Annotated in this window: 20 protein-coding genes; 6 read left to right on the top strand and 14 right to left on the bottom strand. The window is 76.0% G+C overall.

What is annotated here, in order from left to right:
* Positions 1-195: 195 nt before the first annotated feature.
* From ACWPWW_RS01840 to ku, 5 genes are all read right to left on the bottom strand, one after another.
* Positions 196-1248: a threonine aldolase family protein gene (locus tag ACWPWW_RS01840; RefSeq protein ID WP_454048641.1), complete on the bottom strand. Its 1053-nt coding sequence runs from the start codon at positions 1246-1248 to the stop codon at positions 196-198.
* 35 nt (positions 1249-1283) lie between these two features.
* Positions 1284-1688, bottom strand: a complete 405-nt coding sequence (locus ACWPWW_RS01835; protein ID WP_454048640.1) for a Fur family transcriptional regulator — start codon at positions 1686-1688, stop codon at positions 1284-1286.
* A gap of 151 nt (positions 1689-1839) precedes the next feature.
* Positions 1840-2121 carry an HU family DNA-binding protein gene (locus ACWPWW_RS01830; RefSeq protein WP_454048639.1) on the bottom strand — a complete coding sequence of 94 codons (282 nt, stop codon included), beginning with the start codon at positions 2119-2121 and terminating at the stop codon, positions 1840-1842.
* Between the two features lie 142 nt (positions 2122-2263).
* The gene (locus ACWPWW_RS01825) at positions 2264-3316 is read right to left on the bottom strand and encodes a PHP domain-containing protein (RefSeq protein ID WP_454048638.1); all 1053 of its coding nucleotides are present in this window, start codon (positions 3314-3316) and stop codon (positions 2264-2266) included.
* Positions 3317-3328: 12 nt separating this feature from the next.
* Positions 3329-4333: a non-homologous end joining protein Ku gene (gene ku / locus ACWPWW_RS01820; protein WP_454048637.1), complete on the bottom strand. Its 1005-nt coding sequence runs from the start codon at positions 4331-4333 to the stop codon at positions 3329-3331.
* 79 nt (positions 4334-4412) lie between these two features.
* Between ku and ACWPWW_RS01815 the strand changes: the two genes are divergently transcribed.
* The 3 genes from ACWPWW_RS01815 to ACWPWW_RS01805 all read left to right on the top strand — a co-directional run bounded on the left by ACWPWW_RS01815 (position 4413) and on the right by ACWPWW_RS01805 (position 6919).
* Positions 4413-5339, top strand: coding sequence for an ATP-dependent DNA ligase (locus ACWPWW_RS01815; RefSeq protein ID WP_454050377.1), 927 nt, complete (start codon positions 4413-4415; stop codon positions 5337-5339).
* Positions 5339-6241: a non-homologous end-joining DNA ligase gene (ligD, locus tag ACWPWW_RS01810; protein WP_454048636.1), complete on the top strand. Its 903-nt coding sequence runs from the start codon at positions 5339-5341 to the stop codon at positions 6239-6241. The genes ACWPWW_RS01815 and ligD overlap by 1 nt, the downstream gene beginning before the upstream one ends.
* Before the next feature lie 99 nt (positions 6242-6340).
* Entirely contained in the window at positions 6341-6919 is a 579-nt protein-coding gene (locus ACWPWW_RS01805; protein WP_454048635.1) for a Dps family protein, read from the top strand.
* Between the two features lie 85 nt (positions 6920-7004).
* On the opposite strand, the gene ACWPWW_RS01800 is transcribed toward ACWPWW_RS01805, so the two are convergent.
* The 3 genes from ACWPWW_RS01800 to ACWPWW_RS01790 form a co-directional block, all read right to left on the bottom strand.
* Positions 7005-7214 (bottom strand): hypothetical protein, encoded by a 210-nt coding sequence (locus tag ACWPWW_RS01800; protein WP_454048634.1) that lies wholly within the window; start codon positions 7212-7214, stop codon positions 7005-7007.
* 80 nt (positions 7215-7294) lie between these two features.
* Complete coding sequence (locus tag ACWPWW_RS01795) at positions 7295-8446, bottom strand: hypothetical protein (protein ID WP_454048633.1); 1152 nt, start codon at positions 8444-8446, stop codon at positions 7295-7297.
* Complete coding sequence (locus ACWPWW_RS01790) at positions 8388-10265, bottom strand: glycosyltransferase (RefSeq protein WP_454048632.1); 1878 nt, start codon at positions 10263-10265, stop codon at positions 8388-8390. Before ACWPWW_RS01790 ends, ACWPWW_RS01795 begins: the two co-directional genes overlap by 59 nt.
* A 141-nt stretch (positions 10266-10406) precedes the next feature.
* Between ACWPWW_RS01790 and ACWPWW_RS01785 the strand changes: the two genes are divergently transcribed.
* Together ACWPWW_RS01785 and ACWPWW_RS01780 are read left to right on the top strand one after the other, a co-directional pair.
* Complete coding sequence (locus tag ACWPWW_RS01785) at positions 10407-11696, top strand: sensor domain-containing phosphodiesterase (protein WP_454048631.1); 1290 nt, start codon at positions 10407-10409, stop codon at positions 11694-11696.
* Positions 11697-11743: 47 nt separating this feature from the next.
* The gene (locus ACWPWW_RS01780) at positions 11744-12895 is read left to right on the top strand and encodes a M20/M25/M40 family metallo-hydrolase (RefSeq protein ID WP_454048630.1); all 1152 of its coding nucleotides are present in this window, start codon (positions 11744-11746) and stop codon (positions 12893-12895) included.
* An 18-nt stretch (positions 12896-12913) separates the two neighbouring features.
* Here ACWPWW_RS01780 and ACWPWW_RS01775 read toward each other — a convergent pair whose 3' ends face one another.
* The 4 genes from ACWPWW_RS01775 to ACWPWW_RS01760 all read right to left on the bottom strand — a co-directional run bounded on the left by ACWPWW_RS01775 (position 12914) and on the right by ACWPWW_RS01760 (position 16613).
* The gene (locus ACWPWW_RS01775) at positions 12914-13768 is read right to left on the bottom strand and encodes an aminotransferase class IV (RefSeq protein WP_454048629.1); all 855 of its coding nucleotides are present in this window, start codon (positions 13766-13768) and stop codon (positions 12914-12916) included.
* A gap of 74 nt (positions 13769-13842) precedes the next feature.
* The gene (locus tag ACWPWW_RS01770; RefSeq protein WP_454048628.1) at positions 13843-14547 is read right to left on the bottom strand and encodes an ANTAR domain-containing protein; all 705 of its coding nucleotides are present in this window, start codon (positions 14545-14547) and stop codon (positions 13843-13845) included.
* 171 nt (positions 14548-14718) lie between these two features.
* Positions 14719-15504 carry an ANTAR domain-containing protein gene (locus ACWPWW_RS01765; protein WP_454048627.1) on the bottom strand — a complete coding sequence of 262 codons (786 nt, stop codon included), beginning with the start codon at positions 15502-15504 and terminating at the stop codon, positions 14719-14721.
* A gap of 86 nt (positions 15505-15590) precedes the next feature.
* The gene (locus ACWPWW_RS01760) at positions 15591-16613 is read right to left on the bottom strand and encodes a phosphotransferase family protein (RefSeq protein WP_454048626.1); all 1023 of its coding nucleotides are present in this window, start codon (positions 16611-16613) and stop codon (positions 15591-15593) included.
* Between the two features lie 59 nt (positions 16614-16672).
* Here ACWPWW_RS01760 and ACWPWW_RS01755 point away from each other — a divergent pair, with 59 nt between their 5' ends.
* Positions 16673-17260 (top strand): DinB family protein, encoded by a 588-nt coding sequence (locus ACWPWW_RS01755; protein WP_454048625.1) that lies wholly within the window; start codon positions 16673-16675, stop codon positions 17258-17260.
* Between the two features lie 20 nt (positions 17261-17280).
* On the opposite strand, the gene ACWPWW_RS01750 is transcribed toward ACWPWW_RS01755, so the two are convergent.
* The gene (locus ACWPWW_RS01750) at positions 17281-18078 is read right to left on the bottom strand and encodes an NAD-dependent epimerase/dehydratase family protein (protein ID WP_454048624.1); all 798 of its coding nucleotides are present in this window, start codon (positions 18076-18078) and stop codon (positions 17281-17283) included.
* Between the two features lie 50 nt (positions 18079-18128).
* Positions 18129-19784, bottom strand: coding sequence for a GGDEF domain-containing protein (locus tag ACWPWW_RS01745; RefSeq protein WP_454048623.1), 1656 nt, complete (start codon positions 19782-19784; stop codon positions 18129-18131).
* Positions 19785-19892 lie beyond the last annotated feature (108 nt).

The following is a 19892-nucleotide window of genomic DNA, read 5'->3' as shown; positions in this document are numbered from 1 at the left end:
CTACCTCGGCGGGAACGCACTACCTCGGCGAGGAGCTCGCGTCTGTGAGGCGGGTGCGCTCGCCGGGAACGGGGGCGTGCGTCGAGATCGGTGGTTCCCGCCACCGGTCTCGGGGTCGGATGCGACCACCGATCTCGGGGTCGGGCGTGCGGGGGGTCGGGCGTGCGGGGGTGCGGGGGGCAGCCGGGACGGAGGTCAGGCGGGGGTGAGGACGCGGCGGACCTCGGCGACGAAGGCGTCGACGTCGGCCTCGGTGGTGTCGAACGCGCACATCCACCGGACCTCGCCGGTGGCGCGGTTCCAGTCGTAGAACCGGCGGACCTCACGGAGCGCGTCGGCGGTGCCGGGCGGCAGCGCGGCGAACACGGCGTTGGCGTCGGTGGCCTGCGTGATCCGGACGCCGGGCACCGACTCGACGCCGGCGCGGAGCCGGGCCGCCATCGTGTTGGCGTGGCGGGCCGAGCGGAGCCAGAGGTCGCCCTCGAGCAGCGCGATCAGCTGGGCGGACACGAAGCGCATCTTCGACGCGAGCTGCATGTCGACCTTGCGCTGGAACGCGATGCCGGGGGTCGCGCCGGGCGTGAGCTCCAGGACGGCCTCGCCGAACAGCAGGCCGTTCTTGGTGCCGCCCAGGGACACGACGTCGACGCCGACGTCGGTGGTCAGCGCGCGCAGCGGGAGGTCGAGCGCGGCCGCGGCGTTCGCCAGGCGCGACCCGTCGAGGTGCACGCGCAGGCCGAGGCCGTGCGCGTGCTGGGTGATCGCGAGGATCTCGTCGGGCGTGTACACGGTGCCGAGCTCGGTGGCCTGCGTGATCGAGACGACACCGGGCTGCGCGCGGTGCTGGTCGCCGAAGCCGTGGGCGTGCCGGTCGACGAGCTCGGGGGTGAGCTTGCCGTCGGGCGTGGGGACGGTCAGCAGCTTGATGCCGCCGACGCGCTCGGGCGCGGCGTTCTCGTCGGTGTTGATGTGCGCGGTCTCCGCGCAGATGACGGCGCCCCAGCGCGGGAGCATCGTCTGCAGGGCGACGACGTTCGCCCCGGTGCCGTTGAACACGGGGTACGCGGTGGTGTCGCGGCCGAAGTGCCCCCGCAGCACCTCCTGCAGGTGCTCGGTGTACGGGTCGGCGCCGTAGCCGGGGACGTGCCCGTCGTTCGCGGCGGCGACGGCCGCGAGGACCTCGGGGTGCACCCCGGCGTAGTTGTCGGAGGCGAAGTCGTGCCGGGCGGGGTCGTGCAGCGTGTCCACCCGACCATCCTGCCTGACGGCAGGGGGTGCTCCGGTCAGCCGGCGCGCTCGGCGCGGCACTCCGCGCAGGTGCCGAGCAGCTCGATGGTGTGCTCGACGTCGGAGAAGTCGTGCGCGGACGCGACCTGCGCGGCCCACGCCTCGGCGCCGGGGCCGTCGATCTCGACGGCCTTGCCGCAGTACCGGCAGACCAGGTGGTGGTGGTGCTCGCGCTGGACGCAGCGGCGGTACACGGCCTCGCCCTCGGGCGAGCGCAGCACGTCGACCTCGCCGGCGTCGGCGAGCGTCTGGACCGCGCGGTACACGGTGGCCAGGCCGGTGCTGGACCCACGGCCCTTCAGCAGGTCGTGCAGCTGCTGGGCGCTGCGGAACTCGTCGAGGTCGTCGAGCAGCCCGAGGATCTCCGTGCGCTGCCGGGTGGTGCGCTGGGTGACGGCCATCGTGCGTGCTCCTTCCGCTCTGCGCGCCGGGTGCGAGACGCGACTGATCATCGTACTCAACGCGCGGGCGCCCCGCGGGAGTCCCGGCACGCCGCGAGCCGGGGACCCGTGCGGGTCCCCGGCTCGCGGGCGGTGCTGCGGAGGGCGTCGCTCAGCTGGCGACGGCGCGCTTGAGGGCGCTGCCCGCGGTCAGCTTCACGCGGAAGCCGGCCGGGATGTCGAGCTTCTCGCCGGTCTGCGGGTTGATGCCGGTGCGCGCGGCGCGGTCGGCGCGGGACACCGCGAGCAGACCCGGGATGGTCACGCTCTCGCCGGCGCTGAGCTGCTCGACCAGGACCTCCTGGAAGGCCTTGAGGGCCGAGTCGGCAGCGGTGTTGGTGAGCCCGGCCTTGGCGGCGATGGCCTGGACGAGCTCGGTGCGGTTCACGCTCACGGATGTGCTCCTTGTGGATCGAACTGGGAGTTCGGCCTGCGCGGCGTCCCGTCACGGGACGTCAGCATCCGGCGGGCCGACGCGGACGACCATAACGGCAGGCAGGCCGCTTCCCGCAAACGCCACGCGGGCGGTGTGTCGCTCAGGACGCGGGACGACGCCCGTCCAGGTGGGCCTGCAGGCGGTCCAGCGGCCACGCGTCGAGCACCCGGTCGGGCCCGATGCCGTGCGCGGCCGCGCGGTCGCAGCCGACGGGCTGCCACGAGAGCTGGCCCGGCGCGTGGGCGTCGGTGTCGATGGTAAACAGGCAGCCGGCGGGCACGGCGACGTCGAGCAGCGCGTGCGGCGGGTCGAGGCGGTCGGGGCGGCAGTTCACCTCGACGGCGACGCCGTGCTCGGCGCAGTCGGCGAACACGGCGGCGGCGTCGAACTCGCTCTGCGGGCGCTGGCGCTTCCCGGTGAGCTGGCGGCCGGTGCAGTGGCCGAGCACGTCGAGCAGCGGGTTCGCGACGGCGGCCCGCATCCGGCGGGTCATCGCCGCGGAGTCCATCCGCAGCTTGGAGTGCACGGACCCGACGACGACGTCGAGGCGGTCCAGGAGCTCGGGCTCCTGGTCGAGCGACCCGTCGTCGAGGATGTCCACCTCGATGCCGGTGAGCACGCGGAACGGCGCGATCGCGCGGTTCAGCGCCTCGACCTGGTCGAGCTGCGCGCGCAGCCGCGCGGGCGACAGGCCGTTCGCGACGGTCAGCCGCGGCGAGTGGTCGGTGATCGCGAGGTACTCGTGCCCGAGCTCCATCGCGGCCAGCACCATCTCCTGGATGGTGGTCGAGCCGTCGCTGGCCTCCGTGTGGGCGTGCAGGTCGCCCCGCAGCGCGGCGCGCAGCTCGGCTCCCGGGCCCGTGGCCTCGGCCGCCGGGTACCGGGACTCGAGGTCGACCAGGTACGGCACGGGCCCGCCGGTCGCCGCGGCGGTCGCGACCTCCGCGGTGCGCGCGCCGACGCCCGGCAGGTCCGTCAGCGTGCCGGCCGCGACCCGCGCCGCCAGCTCGTCCGCGTCCAGCCGCTCGAGCGTGCGGACCGCCGCGCGGAAGGCGTCGGCGCGGTACGAGGTCGCCCCGCCGCGCTCCAGCAGGAACGCGGCGCGCCGCAGCGCCGCCACGACCTCGTCGCGCACGTCAGCCGTCCCCGGCACGCCCCCCACGCGTCAGGACGCCCGCTTGCGGCGGGTGCGCGCGGGCTTGGACTCCGCGGCCTCCTCCGCCTCGGGCTCGTCCTTCTTCGCGGCCCGCGACCGGGTGCTGCGCTTCTTCGGCGCCTCGTCCCCGTCGTCGTCGGCCTTCGACGCCTTCGTCGCCCGGGACCGGGTGCTCGGCTCCGGCTTCTCCGCGGGCTCGTCGGCGGTCTCGTCCGCGGCCTTGCCGCCGCGCGCCTTCTCCACGCTGCGCTGCAGCGCCGCCAGCAGGTCGACGACCTCGCCGGTCTGGGCGCCGCCCTCGCCGACCTCCTCCGGCTGCGGCACGGACTGCGTGCGCCCGGAGGACACCTTCGCCTCGATGACCTGCTCCAGCGCCGCGCGGTACCGGTCCTCGAAGCCCGAGGGGTCGAAGTCGCCGGCGAGGGACTCGACGAGCGAGGACGCCATCGCGAGCTCCTGGGGCCGCACCGTCACGTCCTGGTCGAGGATCGGGAAGTCCGCCTCCCGCACCTCGTCCGGCCACAGCAGGGTCTGCAGGCAGATCACGTCGTCGCGCACCCGGAGGACCGCCATCGACTCGCGCTGCCGCAGCGCCACCTTGACCACGGCCATCCGGTCGGTGCTGGTGAGCGCCTCGCGGAGCAGCGCGTACGGCTTGGCCGCCGTGCGGTCCGGCTCCAGGTAGTACGTCTTGGCGAGCAGGATCGGGTCGACCTGGTCGGAGGGGACGAACTCGATGACCTCGATCTCCCGCTCGGTGGCCAGCGGCAGCTGGTTCAGGTCCTCGTCGGTGAGCACGACCAGCCGGCCGTCGTCGGTCTCGTAGCCCTTGGCGATCTCGGAGTACTCGACGGGCTCGTCCTCGATGCTGCACACCTTGCGGTAGCGGATCCGGCCGCCGTCCTTCTTGTGCACCTGGTGCAGCGGCACCTCGTGCTCGCCCGTCGCGGCGTACAGCTTGACCGGCACGTTGACCAGCCCGAACGCGACGGCGCCCTTCCAGATCGCGCGCATCGTGACCACCCCTCCTGAGCAGGGGGCAGTCCCCCGCGACGAAACCTCGTCCTGTGGGCAGGATGGACCCGTGCAGCCCATGCTCGCCACCCCTGCGCCCGAACCGGGTCGGCTCCCGGTCGGCCCGGGCTGGCTCTTCGAGGTGAAGTGGGACGGCGTGCGCATCCTCGCGGACACCACCGGCGACCGGCTCCGGCTGCTCGGCCGCAACGGCCGGGACGCCGCCACGGCGTACCCGGAGCTGGCCGCGCTGGACGCGCTGCCGGCGGGCACCGTCGTCGACGGCGAGGTGGTGGCGATGCGCGACGGCATCCCGTCGTTCCCGGCGCTGGCCGAGCGGATGCACGTCCGGGACCCCACCCGCGCGGCGGCGCTGGCCCGGCGCGCGCCGGTGAGCTACCTGGTGTTCGACGTGCCGGTGCTGGCCGGCGAGGACCTGACCCGCCGGCCGCTGGAGGAGCGCCGCGCCGCGCTGGAGGGGCTGGAGCTGCCGGAGCACGTGCAGCTCTCCCCCGCCTACGACGACGGCGACCTCATCTGGGCGGCGACCCGGGGCCAGGGCCTGGAGGGGGTCGTCGCCAAGCGCCGGACCTCGACCTACCAGCCGGGCCGCCGCTCGACCGACTGGCTGAAGGCCGTGCACCACACGACCCGCACGGCCCTGGTCGCGGGCTGGCGGCCGGAGACGACCGGCAGCGGGCGGATGGGTGCGGTGCTGCTCGGCGCGCCGGACGCGGCGGGTGACCTGCACCTGCTCTGCCGGGCCGGCAGCGGGCTGGCCGGACCGCTCGCGCGCGAGCTGACGACGCTGCTGGCACCGCTGGAACGGCCCACCTCGCCGTTCGCGGAGCGGCTGGACCCGGTGGACGCGCGCGGGACCGTCTGGGTGGAGCCGGAGGTGCTGCTCGACGTCCGCTACCTGACCCGCACGCCGTCCGGCCGGTTGCGGCAGCCGGTGCTGCGCGGGCGCCGCGAGGACACCGACGTCGACCCCTGGGAGGCCTGATGACCCCGCCACCGCCCGCACCGTCGGAGCCGCCGCAGCGGGTGCGCATCGACGGCCGGGACGTCCGGCTCACGCACCTGGACCGGGTGCTGTACCCGTCGACCGGGCTGACCAAGGCCGAGGCGATCGACTACGTGGTGCGCGCGGCGCCGGCGCTGCTCGACCAGCTGCGGGACCGCCCGGTGACCCGGATCCGGTTCCCGGAGGGCGTCGGCGGTGAGACGTTCTTCGAGAAGAACACCCCGCGCGGGGCTCCGCCGTGGCTGCGCCGGCAGACCCTGCCCGCCGCGCCCGGCGCCGAGGACGAGGGCAAGCAGCTGGAGCTGCCGTTCCTGGACGACGTCGCGTCGCTGGTGTGGGCCACCAACGCCGGCGCGATCGAGCTGCACACGCCGCAGTGGACCGTCGGCCCGCGCGGCGGGCTGCGGAACCCGGACCGGCTCGTGGTGGACCTGGACCCCGGGGCGCCTGCCGGCCTGGCCGAGTGCGCGCAGGTGGCCCACCTCGTCGCCGACCGGCTCCGCGCCGACGGGCTCAGCACGGTCCCGGTCACGTCGGGCAGCAAGGGCATGCAGCTCTACGCGCCGCTCGACGGCCGCCGCACCGTGATGGAGGTCCGGCAGTACGCCCGCGACCTGGCGCACGAGCTGGCGGCCGCGCACCCCGACCTCGTCGTCGCGGTGATGCGCAAGGACGTCCGCGGCGGGAAGGTGCTGCTCGACTGGTCGCAGAACCACCCGGCGAAGACCACGATCACGCCCTACTCGCTGCGCGGCCGGGAGCAGCCCGCCGTCGCCGCGCCCCGCTGGTGGGACGAGGTCGGGCCGGGGCTCACGCAGCTGTCCCCGGGCGAGGTGCTGGACCGGCTGGAGTCCGACGGGGACCCGTTCACCCACGGCTGACGCAGGGCCGTCACCTGCGATTGCGGGCTCCGACCGCGTGCGGCAACGTGAGCGGTGGCCGGCGTCGTCGGACGCCGTGGAGTCTGAGGAGGACACAAGATGGTTCGCCGCACGGAGCTGCCCAAGTACACCGTCCCGTCGCTGTCGGTCGAGGACGGCCGGACGATCGCCGCGATCCTGCAGCAGCGTCTCAACGCGCTCAACGACCTCGCGCTCACGCTCAAGCACATCCACTGGAACGTCACGGGCCCGCACTTCATCGCGGTGCACGAGATGATCGACCCGCAGGTCGACGCCGTCCGCGCGATGGTCGACGCGATCGCCGAGCGCATCGCCACCCTCGGCGTCGCGCCGATCGGCACGCCGGGCGCACTGGTGCAGGACCGCAGCTGGGACGACTACTCCATCGGCCGCGCCGGCGCCATCGAGCACCTGGGCGCGCTCGACGAGGTGTACGTCGGCGTCGTCACCGACCACCGCGAGGCGGCCGCGGCGACGGAGGACCTCGACACCGTCACCAACGACCTGCTGGTCGGCCACCTGCACGAGCTCGAGCTGTTCCACTGGTTCGTGCGCGCGCACCTGGAGTCGGCGGGCGGCGAGCTGAGCACCGCGGGCGCCCACTCCGAGAAGGAGGCCGCCCGCGACGCGGGCGCGGCCGTCACCGACGTCGCCTGACGACGGCCGGCCAGCGGCAGGCCCGAGGCCCCGGTCACCTGGAGGTGGCCGGGGCCTCGTGCTGCGCGACGCGCGACGCCGCTCGTCAGAGGCGCTCGGCCTGGTCCCACTCGTCCGAGGCGGCGATCGCCTCGTCGTCGGGGAGCAGCTCGCTGTCCCGCAGCGACCGGGGCGCGCGGGCCGGGTCGCCGCCGGAGCGGGCGTCGGCGGCGCGGAGCTCCGCCTCGGAGGTCGGCGCGTCGGCGAGGCGCTCGGCGGAGGGGTCGGAGGTGAGGTTGCGCGGGCGGGTCGTCATGTCCCGGTTCTACCCCGATCCGCGCCGGCTGACCACCCCGCGGGAGGACGTCGTGCCCGCGGGCCCGTCGGCGCCGGCGCTCAGCCCGAGATGGTCCGCACCCACTCGCCCAGCGTGCCGCCGGAGGTGAGGACGACGAGCCAGCCGAGCGCGAGCTGGACGACGGCGGCCGCGACGATGATCCCCTGCCGGCGGTGGGTCGGCCGGCGCGGCGCGAGCAGCAGCACGTACAGGGCCGTGAGCAGCACGTACGACTGGCCGACGGGCTCCCGGAGCCCGAGCCACAGGGACAGGTACAGGCCCGCGACGGCGATCCCCGGGGCGATGAGCGACCAGGGGTCGCGCACGGCGCGGACGGTGAACGCGATGAGGACCAGCGGCGCGGAGATCAGGGCGAGGGCGATCTGCCGGCCCGCCTCGACCGCGGAGACCTCGACGCCGCCGGGGAACCAGCCCGCGGCCGTGGCGCTCTGCATGCCACCGAGCGCGTCGGCGGAGAACCACCACGAGACGTACAGCCAGAACGCCACCGCGGCGGCCGCGGGGAACAGCAGCACGGCGACCGTGGCGGTGGTCGCCCCACGTCCCTGCTGACCGGCGCGGCGGGCGAAGAACGGGGCCACCGCGCCGAGGGTCAGCGCGTAGAGCCAGGCGCCGGGGTCGACCATCACGGCCACGCCGAGGGCGAGCCCGGCGCGGAACCCCGCCTCGGTGGACCGGCGCTCGACGAACGCCGCGATGCCGTCGAGGGCGAGCACCAGGAGCGCGATGCCCAGCAGCGACTCGAGGTTGTTCGCGGCGAGGAAGTACAGCGGGGGCGCCAGGACGAAGATGCTCATCACGGCGCTGGTCGCCCACGGCCCGAAGCCCTCGCGGACGAGCACCCCGGCGAGGCGCTGCAGCGTGAAGCCGAGGACGGCCGCGGCGACGAGGTTCATCCCCAGGTGGCTGCCGCCGAGCAACGAGGACAGCGCGGCGGACAGCGGCGGGAACGTCTCGGCGGTCCAGCCCAGGCCCGTGTCGCCCCACCGCACCACGTCGCCGCGCGCGGCCAGGGCCTCGTTGGCGGTCGGCTGCCACGGCGAGTCCTGGGACAGCAGCGCCACGACGACGAAGGGCGCCGCGAACGCGAGCCGCACCAGCCAGCGGGCGACCGGGCCGCCCGGCCACGCCTCAGCCTCGTACCGGCGCCGGGGCGAGGTGCGGGTCGGCGTCGACACCAGTGAGGCCATGCGCGGTCTTCTCCCAGTAGTGCGGGTTGGTGATGAGCTGCCAGAGCGCCTTGTACGCGGCGACGGAGTGCAGCAGCCAGTACGCGGGGTTCGCGATCCCCCACAGCACCAGCCCGTACCGGCGGCGTTTGAACGCCCCCATCATCGAGACGTAGATCATCAGCGCGCTGCCCACGCCCAGGTTGAACATCGACAGCCACAGCACCCACGCCGGGAAGAGGAACGAGAGCTGCTCCGGGTCGAGGAGCAGCGACGCCAGGAACACGGCGTACAGCACCGGCACGGCGAGGAACGTCGCGGGCGTGCCGCCGACCAGGAACAGGAAGGACAGCGTCTGCCGCAGCCCGGCCACCCGCACCAGCCGGACCGGGTTGCGCAGGTGCACCAGGGTGGTCTGCATGTAGCCCTTGATCCACCGGGACCGCTGCCGCACGAAGTTCGGGTAGGAGGTGTTGGCCTCCTCGTACGTGGTCGAGTCGACGACGCCCACCCGCAGCCCCTCCGCCGCGGCGCGGATGCCGAGGTCGGCGTCCTCGGTGACGTTGAACGGGTCCCAGCCGCCGAGCCGCCGCAGGCCGCTGACCCGGAAGTGGTTGGACGTCCCGCCGAGCGGGATCGCCAGCCGGCCGTACTCGAGCCCGGGCAGCATGTAGTCGAACCAGAACGAGTACTCGAGCGTGAACATCCGGGTGAGCGGGTTCTCGTCGGCGTTGAAGTAGTTGAGCGCGGCCTGCACGCAGACCAGCTCCTCCCCTGCCTCACGGAACGCCAGCACCGCCTTCTTCAGCTGGTCGGGCTCCGGCTTGTCCTCCGCGTCGAAGATGACGAGCAGCTCGCCGGTCGCGAACTCCAGGCCGACGTTGCAGGCCTTCGGCTTGGTCTGCGGCGCACCCGCGGGGACGGTGATGAACCGGAAGTGCGCCGGCGGGTGCGCGGCCTCGGCCGCCGCGCGGGTCTCCGCGTCGTCCTCCTCGACCAGGATCAGCACCTCGAGCAGGTGCGCCGGGTAGTCGAGCGCGCCGAGGTTGTCGATCAGGTGGGCGACGATGTTCGCCTCCTTGTACACGGGCACCAGCACCGTGTACCGCGGCAGCTCGTGGTCGCGCAGCGCGGAGAGGGCTGCCGGGTCGGTGCGGGTCACGTGCTCCATCCGCGCGCCGCGCAGCGACGCCCAGAACTTGAAGCCGGTGCCGACCAGGAACGCGAGCCCGACGACCACGGACAGCGTCACGACCACCACGCGGGGCACGACCACCGCGGCGACGGCCACGACCACCAGGGCGACGACCAGCGCGATGCTCTGCCACCGGACGAGGACCGTCCGCGCCGACTGGGCCGGTGACCGGCCCCACAGCCCGAGGCTCGCGCGGTCGCGCAGCTCCGGCCCGTACCGGTCGAGCACCGCCTGCTGGAACTCCCAGCGGTCGGCGAGCACCAGGAACGGCTCCGTCCCCAGCGCCGCCGCGATCGTGGCGCGGATCCCGGGCGTCGGCTCGTCGATGACGGCGACGACCGGGACGCCGTCGGCCCGACGCTCCAGAGGCAGCCAGCGCTCGGCGAGCACCCGGCCGACGTCGACGCCCGGGGCGTCCAGCGCGGCGGCGGTGCGCGTCGGGACCACGTACGGCAGGCCCCACAGGTCGGCCAGCGCACGGCTGAGGGACTCGGAGTCGACGGCGCCGATCGCGACGAGCACCTCGCCGATGTACGCGCCGGAGTCCCGGGCGACGCGCTGCGCGGCGTCCAGCGTCGCGGTGCTGACCAGGCCGCGGTCGACGAGGTGGTCGCCGACCCTCCGGTCCTGCTGGTGTCGTGCCACGTGCTCCCCCGCCCTCCCGTGCTCGCGCCACGATAAGCACGCGCGCGGCGTCCCGCCTCGCAGGCGCGACCTGACCGCGGCCCCGCACACCCGCGCAGCCAGGACCTTCAGACTCCGCTGCGACTGGCCGATGAGGGAGATGTGACTCTCCTGTCCGCTCCGGAGCGCCCGGGCCGCCTGCCCGTGCCGGAGCTGCTGCGCACCGGCGGCGTGCACTGCGCCTACCAGCCGGTCGTCGAGCTGGCGACGGGCGAGGTCCTCGGGCGCGAGGCGCTGCTGCGCACCGCCGAGGGATCGGGCTGGACGTCCCCGCTCGACGTGCTGGACGCCGCGGAGGCGGACGGGCTGCTGGGCGAGCTGGAGCGCGCGGCGATGTCCCGGGCGCTCGCGGACGCGGCGGCGGCCTCCGGCGGCGCGTCGCACACCCTGTTCCTCAACATCGAGCCGCGCACCCTGTCCCGGCACCTGCCGCTGGTGCTCGAGACGCTGGCGCAGCGCGGACCGCACGTGCGCGTCGTCGTCGAGATCACCGAGCGCGCCCTGGCCCACGACCCCGCCGGCATGCTCGACGCCGCCGCGCGGCTGCGCGCGGCCGGCTGCGCGATCGCGCTGGACGACGTCGGTGCGGTCCCCGAGTCGCTCGCGTTCATCCCGCTCCTGGCGCCCGAGATCATCAAGCTCGACCTGAAGCTGCTGCGCACGCTCGAGGACCCCGAGACCATCACCGTGGCCGGCGCGGTCCGTGCCCGGGCCGAGGCGACCGGGGCGCGGGTGGTCGCCGAGGGCATCGAGACGCGTGACGACCTGACCCGCGCCCTGGTGCTCGGTGCCGACCTCGGGCAGGGGTGGTACCTCGGCCGCCCGTCGCGGGAGCTGCCCGAGGGCGAGCGGCACGGCGGCCGGCTGCCGCGGCCGCACGCACCGCTCGGCGGGTCCGCGACGCCGTACGAGCTGGTGGCGACCCGCCGTGCCGTCCGGCTCGCGCCCAAGCACCTGCTGCTGCCGCTGTCCCGCACGCTCGAGACGGCCGCCGTGTCGCACCGCGTACCCCCGGTGGTGCTCGGCGCGTTCCAGGACGAGCGGTTCTTCACCGGCCGCTCGGCCCGGCGGTACGGGCGCCTCGCGGGCCGGCTGCCGTTCATCGGCGCGCTCGGCTCGGGCTGGCCGACCAACTTGCCGGAGGGCGTGCGCTGGGCGTCGGTCGACCCCACCGAGCCGCTGGCGCGGGAGTGGGCCGTGGTGGTGCTCGGCGCGCACGAGTCGGTCGCGCTGGTCGGCCGGGAGGTCGGCCCGCCCCCCGTGGGCAGCCGGCCGGGGTCGGCCGCGGACGACGCCCGGGAGTTCGAGTTCGCCGTGACGTACGACCACGGGCTCGTCGCCGAGGCGGCGCAGTCCCTCCTGCGGCGGTTCCGGGCGGACCCGCGCGGCTGAGGGGCTCCGGCAGGCGGCCCCGCGCCCGCGGGCCTAGGTTCCGTGCCATGGGCGGCGACGGGCTGGCGGGACTCCAGGAGGCAGCGCGCCGGCGTCTGGCCGGCGACGTCGAGCGCCTGGAACGGTACGTGCGCCACGAGACGCCGACCGGCGACGCCCCGGCCCTCGACGCACTGGCCGACACGGTCGTCGCCGACGCACGGGCGGCGGGCCTGCGCGGCGGGCGTGTGCCGACCGCCGACCCCGCGACGGGTGACGCCCTCGTCCTGGACCTGCCGGGACGCGGGCGCCGGTCCGGCGAGGCCCCCGCGCTGCTGCTCGCGCACCTCGACACCGTGCACCCCGTCGGTGCCGTTCCGGTGCGCCGCGACGGGGACGTCCTGCACGGGCCCGGCACCTACGACATGAAGGCGGGCGTCGTGGTGGCGCTCGCGGCGGTCGCGCTGCTGACCGAGCTCGGCCTCGACCACCGGCCCGTGCGCCTGGTGGTCACGCCGGACGAGGAGGTCGGCTCCGGGGCGTCCGCCGGCGTGGTGACCGCGGCCGCCGCCGACGCGGCCTACGCGCTGGGGCTCGAGGCTCCCGGTGCCCACGGCGGGCTCAAGACGGCGCGGCGAGGGTCGACCCGGATCCGGCTGCACGTCACCGGCCGCGCCGCGCACGCCGCGGTCGACCCGGGCGCCGGCGTGTCCGCGATCGACGAGCTGGTCGACCAGCTGCTCGCCGCCCGCCGCTACCTGGCCGGGCACCCGTCGGTGCTGGCGAACGTCGGCACCGTCCGCGGCGGCACGCGGACCAACGTCGTCGCGGAGCGCGCCGACGCCGACGTGGGCCTGCGGTTCGTGTCGGCCGCGAGCGAGCGGACGGTCCTGCGGCACCTCACCGACCCCCGGCCCGTGCGCGAGGGCGCCGACGTGCGCGCCGAGGTGCTGTCCCGGCGGCCGGCGTGGGAGCCGGGCGCCGCGTCCGCGGACCTGCTCGCCGCGGTCGGCGCCGCCGGCGCCCGGATCGGCCAGGACGTGACCGGCGCACCGGCGCCGGGCGCCGCCGACACCAACCTCACCGCCGCCGCCGGGCTGCCGACGCTCGACGGGTTCGGTCCGGCGGGCGGGGGCGCGCACGCCGCGACGGAGCACGTCCGGCTCGGGAGCATCGCCTCGCGCGCGGCCCTGCTGGCCGCGGTGCTGCACGCGGTCTGACCCCGCGCGCGCCCGCGGTCAGGGGTCGGTGCGCTCGCGCTGCCGCTGGGCGAAGACCCGCGCGACCTCCCGGGTGACCGGACCGGACCGGCCGGGACCGACGGGCGACCCGTCCACCGCGACGACCGCCTGGACGTCCCTCGCCGTCGAGGTCAGGAACACCTCGTCGGAGGTGGTCAGCGCGTCGAACGGCAGGTCGGCCTCGCGCGCGCCGTACCACTCCAGCACCAGGGCGCGGGTGACGCCGGCCAGGCACCCGGACGACAGCGGCGGCGTCAGCAGCTCGCCGTCCTGCACCACGAACACGTTCGTCCCGGTGCCCTCGCAGAGCTGCCCGCGGGTGTTCGCGAACACCGCCTCGGTGGCACCCACGGCCTGCGCCTGCGCGAGCGCGAGCACGTTCTCGCCGTAGGAGGTCGTCTTGAGGCCGGTCAGGGCGCCGACGTCGTTGCGGCGGTACGGCACCGTCGCGACGGCCGTCTCCGGGTCGGGGTCGTGGCCCGGGGTCACGCCGAGGACCAGGGTCGGCGCCCCGCCCACCCGGCCGCTGCCCAGCATGCCGGGACCGGCGGTGAACGTGAGGCGCAGGAGATCGTAGGCGCTGGTCAGCACGTCGCGGTTGGCATCCACGACCTCGTGCACCGCCACGCGGACCGTGTCCGCGTCGAAGCCCGTCAGGCCGATGCCCGCCGCCGAGCGTGCCATCCGCGTGAGGTGCCGGGTCAGGGCGAACGGGCGACCGCGGTCGACCTTGACCGCCTCGAACACCCCGTCGCCCACCACGAACCCGTGGTCGCGTGCGGAGGTCGTCGCCTCCGCCTCCGGCACCAGCCGGCCGTTGACCCAGAACACCGTCGAGGCGTAGTCCGTCACCGCTCCACTCTCCGTCCGCGTCGACGCCGCGCTGCGCGGGTCCGCTGCAGCGTACGTCCGCGGGTGCGCCGGGGTCAGTCCCGGCGGGTCACGGGCGACCCCGAGGGCACCCGCACCGCGTGCTGGACGACCTGCGCGGCGACCGCCTCCGTCGTGCGTCCCCGGGCGGAGCCGAGCACCTCGAGCACGTGCCGGGCTTCGTCCTCGTCGCAGCCGCGGATCTCCATGAGCACGCCGACGGCGTGGTCGACGGAGGCGCGGGCCTGCCGCCGGCGCTCCGCGGGCGCGGCGGGCTCGCGCACCGGGATGCTGCTGTGCAGCTCGATCAGCGAGGCCATCTCCCCGACGAAGCCCGTGGCGCGGCGGACGACCTCCGGTCCGCACGCCCCGGGGTCGTCCAGGTAGAGCGACAGGGCGGTGACGCCGCCGCGGGCGAGCGGCGCGGGCAGCGCTGCGACGCAGCGGAAGCCCTCGTCCAGCGTCGCCCTGCGCCACGGCTCCCAGCCGTTCCGCGCGTCGCGCAGGTCCGGCAGCAGCACGGCGGCGCTCGAGTCCAGCGCCGCCCGCCACGGCCGGTTCCCGGGCGGGGCGGCATCGCAGCGCGCGGCGCGCTCCCCGGTCGTCGTGATGAGCCAGTCCGCCCCGCGGCGGCGGGCGTGGACCGTGCCCTCGACCACGCTCCCGGTCCGCCGCCCGACGATCTCCACGAGGTCGTCGAGCAGCGCGAGGACGCTCCGGGCGGGTTCCGCACCGGGCCATACCGCGCACACGTCAGTCATACCGAGCCCCCTGGGCAGCAGGTGCGGGTCTCCTCGCCGAGCCCCGTCGCCGTCGCGTGCGCTGCCGACACGCACCGTCATGGTGGCACGCGGAACGGGCCCGCGACGGCGAAACAGCCGCGTGATCCTGCGGATCGCCCGGGTGGGTGACCGTCCGCGGCCCCCGGGAGGTCAGAGCGGGGGCTGCGTCTCCGGCGCCCCGCCGCGGTCGAAGGACGCCCGCCGCTCGAGGACCGCACCGGCGAGCGCGGTCACCCGGACGTCCTCCGCCCAGGCACGCGCCCGCAGCATCGCGTGCGCGTCGGCGGGCGCGAGCCCGGTCTGGGCGACCACCATGCCGACCGCCCGGTGCACCCGGGACTGGTCGTCGGCGTCCGCGGCCGTGGCGCCCGCCAGCACCGGGGCGAGCGCGTCCGCCAGCACCTGCCCGTCCTCGACGACGTCGGCCCCCGCGGACGCCGGCAGGCCGTACACCGTCAGGACCGCCACGGGACGGGTCGCCGACCGGACGGGCCAGGACCGGACCGACACCGGCCCCTCGACGCCCGATCCGCTGGTGACCTCCCCCGCGAGCACCGCGAACACGGGGAGCTCCTCCGGGCGCGCACCGGTCCGGTCGTCCGGGCCGGGCACGTCCTCCCCGCCGACCGGCCGGGGCACCACGCCCAGGAGGGTGCCGACGGGGCGGCCCTCCCGGAAGGCGCGCACGCCGGGACCGTCGCCGACCACGCCCTCGATCTCGTCCAGCCGCGACGCGACGTCGTCCGTCGCGCACGCCGTGTACCGCCCGGCCCCGGTGGGCGCGCAGGTCAGCGCCGCGCCGCGGGCGCCCAGCAGGTCCACCGCGGCGCGGCACAGCCGTTCGGCGACGGGCACGTCCGCGCCGCCGGGGGACGTCGGCTCGTGGCGCGCGACGGCCTGGGCGAGCGCACGGAGCAGGTGGGCGCGGTCGGTCACGCGGTCAGTGTCGGCCCCCACGGGGCCCGCCGCACGCCGAGCCCGCGGCGGGGCGCCGCCGGCTGCACCGACCGGGTGACGCCGGCCTACGCGAGCGCGTCGAGCACCGCCCGCAGGGTCGCGGCGCAGCGGGCGCGGTGCGCGTCCGCGCCGGGACCGGCGTACCCGCGCGGCGCGATCTCGGTGAGCATCACCAGCGACATCGACATCCGGTAGAGCAGCAGCCGGGTCTCTCCGGCGGGCGTGCCGAGCGCGAGGTCGCCCCCGGCCGCGGCGTAGCCGGCGAGCAGGGCGGGAGGCACCGGCCCGAGACCGAGCTGGTCCGCGCCGGCGAGCTCGAGCAGCGGGTCGCCCCACACGGCGCGCTCCGGGTCGATGACGCCCGTGAGCTCGAGGGACTCCGGGGCGACGAACAGGTTGCCGGACCAGAGGTCGGTGTGGACGAGCGCGGGACACCCCACGTCGGCGAGCGCCCCGCGGTGCCGGGTCAGCGCCGCGCGCACGTCGTCGGCGGGCACGTCGGTCCCCCACGCCGCCGCGTCGGCGAGGAGCGCGCCGACCATCCGGCCGAACGCCTCGGGCCAGGTCGCGCCCACCAGCCCGGTGGCGGCGTTCGGGTAGCCGAAGCGGTCGCCGGTCACCGTGTGCAGCCGGGCCATCAGGGCACCCAGCTGCGGCTCGACGCGCTCCCGGACGTGCGCCGGCTGGCGGCCGTCCTCGTCGAGCGCGGTCAGCGGGACGCCGTCGAGGTGGGTCGCCACGACGACGTCGGACGGCACGACGGACCGCGTGAAGTCGGTCAGGACGACGCGCGGCATCAGCAGCTCCGGCCGGGAGGCCGCGAGCCCGTAGACGAGGGCCTCGGTGCGCAGCAGGTCGAGCTCGTACGTCAGCAGCCGGTCGGTGGCGGTCGGCGCGGTCTTCACCACCACCCGCGTGCCGTCGGACAGCGTCGCGCGGTAGGTGGTCGCGAACAGCCCGCCGGTCAGCCGGTCGAGGCGCTCGACGCGGCCGAGCGGGGCCAGGACGGCCGGGAGGGCGTCGCGCAGCCGCCGGTCGGCGGGATCGGCGGGGTCGGTGACGTCGGTGTCGTCGCTGGTCGTGCTCACCGGGGCACGCTAGCGGTGCGGCACCGGGTCGTGTCGGACCGTTCCGCCACACTGGGCCGATGGACGAGAAGACGACGCTGCTGCACTACCTGCGACGTGAGCGGGACGGGCTGCTCGGCACGCTGGACGGGCTCGGCGAGTACGACGCGCGCCGGCCCCTGGTCGACAGCGGGACCAATCTCGCCGGGCTCGTCAAGCACGTGGCGAGCGTGCAGCTCGACTACTTCGGGGAGGTGTTCGACCGGCCGCACGACCGCCGGCTGCCCTGGTTCGCGGACGACGCCGAGGTCAACGCCGACATGTGGCTGCCGGCGGACGAGAGCCTCGCGTCCGTCCGGGAGCTGCACGCGTTCTCCGCCGCGCACGCCGACGCGACGATCGAGGCGCTGCCCCTCGACGCGGCCGGCCGGGTGCCGTGGTGGCCGGACGAGCGGTCCCGGGTGACGCTGCACCGGATCCTCGTGCACATGGTCGCGGAGACGGCCCGGCACGCCGGCCACGCCGACATCCTGCGCGAGACCATCGACGGCCGGATCGGCAGCGGGCCGCAGGACCCGAACGTGCCGTTCCAGGACCGGGAGCGCTGGGCGGCGCACCGGGCGCGCATCGAGGCGGCGGCGCGGGAGGCGGCCGCGGCCGAGGGCTGACGGCCGGGCAGCCGAGCGGCTCAGCGCAGGGGGTCCTCCGCGACCATCGCGTGCCCCAGCACGCCCGTCGGCCCGTCGTACGGCTCGACCTGCCCCGCGTACACCTCGGCGTCGTCGGCGGGCTCGTACCCGAGCGCCCGCGCGGTGGTGACGTCCCACCACGCCCGCGTGTTCGCGGAGATGCCGTAGGCGACGACGGGTCCCGCCACCGGCCCGCGGAGCGCCGCGTCCGCCAGCCGCACCGCGTCACCCGGGCTGAGCCAGATGCCGAGGTCGAACGTGGTGGCCGGCCGGTCGGCGCACAGCCCGATCCGGAGCGACACCACCTCCAGGCCGTACTTGTCCGCGTAGAGGCTGCCGAGCGCCTCCCCCGCGACCTTGGACACGCCGTAGAACGAGTCCGGCCGAGGCGCCCGGTCCACGGGCGCCTCCTGCCCGGTCGGGTAGTACCCGACGGCGTGGTTCGAGCTGGCGAGGACCACCCGCCGCACACCTGCTCGGCGCGCGGCCTCGAGCACGCGGTAGGTGCCGTCGACGTTGGCCCGCCGGACCCGCGTCCAGGAGTCCTCGGACGGGATGCCGGCCAGGTGCACCACCCCGTCGGCGCCGGCCATCACGGGCGCGAGCCGCTCGGTCGCGTCCTCGTCCGTCAGGTCCGCCCGGGTGAAGGTCTCGTCCGCCCGGGCGGCGGGGTCGGGACGGTCCGCGTCGACCAGGCGCAGACGCCACCCGCGGGCGCCGAGCCCGCCGTCGGCGGTGCGCAGGTAGGTGCCGATCCGGCCGGCCGCGCCGGTGACCACGACGTCGCGCTGCTCCATGCCCGCAGTGTGCGGCGCGTTCTCCGCGCGCGCACCAGGTCCCGGGCCGGTCAGGCGGCGCGCGGGGTCGCCACGCTGACGCGGTCGCGCCCTTCCCGCTTCGCCCGGTAGAGCGCGGCGTCGGCGCGGGCCAGCAGGTCCGCCACGGTCTCGCCGGGCTCGCGCTCGGCGACGCCGATGCTCACGGTCACGCGGTGCCCCGGCATGAGGTCGTCCCAGGCCAGCTCGGCGACGGTGGCCCGGAGCCGGTCGCAGACGTCTGCGGTGCGGGTCCCGCTGAGGCCGTCGAGCAGCACCGCGAACTCCTCGCCGCCGTACCGGGCGGCGAGGTCGTCGCGGCGGAGGGCGTGCTGCAGCGCGGCGGCGACCCGCGCCAGCACGACGTCGCCCACCTGGTGCGACCAGGTGTCATTCACGCGCTTGAAGTGGTCGACGTCGACGAGCGCGACGGCGAACGCGCTGCGTTCCGCGGACCAGCGCTCGAGCTCCGTGTCCAGCGTGCGGCGGTTCGCCAGCCCGGTGAGGGCGTCGTGCGCCGCCTCGTGCGCGAGGCGGGCGTTGCGCTCCTCCAGCGCCTCGGACCGGCGGCGCTCGGCCTCGGCCTGGCGCTCCGCCTGCTCGACCTCCATCCGGGCCCCCAGCAGCGTCGCCCGCCGCTCGGCCTGCGAGTCGCCCATCCGCACGGTCAGCGTGTGGAGCTCGCGCAGCGCCGCCAGCGCGGCCACGGGGTCGCCGAGGGCCTCGTGCGCGTCGGACAGCACGCGCAGCAGCTCCATCCGCTCGGCCGGCCGGCGCATGGCGTCGCACAGGGTCATGCCCGCGCGGGCCTCGGCCACGGCCTCCGCGAGGTGGCCGGCGTCGGCCAGCATCCCCGCCCGGATCCGGTGCACGCTCAGCTGCTGGCCGGTCGAGGGGAAGCGCGTGAGCATCGCCTCCGCCGCGTCGAGCACGGCCGTCGCCGCGTCGGCGTCCCCGGCCAGCAGGTGCGCGACTGAGGTGGTGAGGCGGGCGTCGACGGCGGTCCGGGTCAGCCCGGCGGCGTCGGCCTCGTCGACCGCCTCGAGGGCGAGCCCCAGCGCCCGCCGTGCGGAGGCGCGGGCCCCCCGGGGGTTGTCGACGGCGAGCCGGCGGCTGGTCTCGACGAAGGTGCGGGCGAGGTTCGCGAGCGCGATGGACGCGCGGTCGGGGTCGCCGGCGGCGAGCCAGAGCCGGCGGGCCTGCGTCAGCACGCCGGCCGCCTGCGGCGCGAAGTGCGGCATCCCGGTGTACACCGACCCGAGGATGGTGAGCACGTCGGCGGTCCCGGCGACGTCGTCCGCCTCGCGACGCAGCTCGGCAGCACGGGTCAGCAGGTCGACCGCGTCCTCGAGCTGCCCCAGGTCGTGGTGCACGACGCCCTGGCGGGCCAGCGCCCGCGACTCCCAGACGAGCGCGCCGCGCTCGCGCGCCAGCTGCTCGGCGCGCACGGCGCGGTCCAGCGACCGGCGGTCCTCGCCGAGCGCGTGGTGCGCGACGGCCGCGTGGTAGCAGAGCCGCATCTCGGCACCGCCCGCGCGCTGGGCGACGGCGGACGCCAGGAGGACCTCGGCCCGCCGGACGCAGGCGGCGGCGTCGGACTCCGCGAGGAGGGCGACCTCCTCCACGGCCGTGTCCCAGTCCGTCGGGGGTGCCGGTGCTGCTGCTGCGTCGATCGCTGTGGCCGTCATGGTCCTTCGTCCCGCCCGCGGTCCGTCGCGGGTCTCCTGCTTCATCGGGCCGCCGGCCTGCGACGATGAGCCGATCGGCACGTCTTCACCCGGGTCACGCCGGCGGTG

Source organism: Cellulomonas sp. Marseille-Q8402, from assembly GCF_965119525.1.
This window is presented reverse-complemented; position numbering and strand designations above follow the sequence as displayed.

Bases quoted from the DNA above. Each gene is read 5' to 3' on its own strand.
- ACWPWW_RS01835 (WP_454048640.1), bottom strand. From the start codon at position 1,688: ATGGCCGTCACCCAGCGCACCACCCGGCAGCGCACGGAGATCCTCGGG.
- ku (WP_454048637.1), bottom strand. From the start codon at position 4,333: ATGCGCGCGATCTGGAAGGGCGCCGTCGCGTTCGGGCTGGTCAACGTG.
- ACWPWW_RS01815 (WP_454050377.1), top strand. From the start codon at position 4,413: ATGCTCGCCACCCCTGCGCCCGAACCGGGTCGGCTCCCGGTCGGCCCG.
- ligD (WP_454048636.1), top strand. From the start codon at position 5,339: ATGACCCCGCCACCGCCCGCACCGTCGGAGCCGCCGCAGCGGGTGCGC.
- ACWPWW_RS01805 (WP_454048635.1), top strand. From the start codon at position 6,341: ATGGTTCGCCGCACGGAGCTGCCCAAGTACACCGTCCCGTCGCTGTCG.
- ACWPWW_RS01800 (WP_454048634.1), bottom strand. From the start codon at position 7,214: ATGACGACCCGCCCGCGCAACCTCACCTCCGACCCCTCCGCCGAGCGC.
- ACWPWW_RS01795 (WP_454048633.1), bottom strand. From the start codon at position 8,446: ATGGCCTCACTGGTGTCGACGCCGACCCGCACCTCGCCCCGGCGCCGG.
- ACWPWW_RS01780 (WP_454048630.1), top strand. From the start codon at position 11,744: ATGGGCGGCGACGGGCTGGCGGGACTCCAGGAGGCAGCGCGCCGGCGT.
- ACWPWW_RS01770 (WP_454048628.1), bottom strand. From the start codon at position 14,547: ATGACTGACGTGTGCGCGGTATGGCCCGGTGCGGAACCCGCCCGGAGC.
- ACWPWW_RS01755 (WP_454048625.1), top strand. From the start codon at position 16,673: ATGGACGAGAAGACGACGCTGCTGCACTACCTGCGACGTGAGCGGGAC.
- ACWPWW_RS01750 (WP_454048624.1), bottom strand. From the start codon at position 18,078: ATGGAGCAGCGCGACGTCGTGGTCACCGGCGCGGCCGGCCGGATCGGC.
- ACWPWW_RS01745 (WP_454048623.1), bottom strand. From the start codon at position 19,784: ATGACGGCCACAGCGATCGACGCAGCAGCAGCACCGGCACCCCCGACG.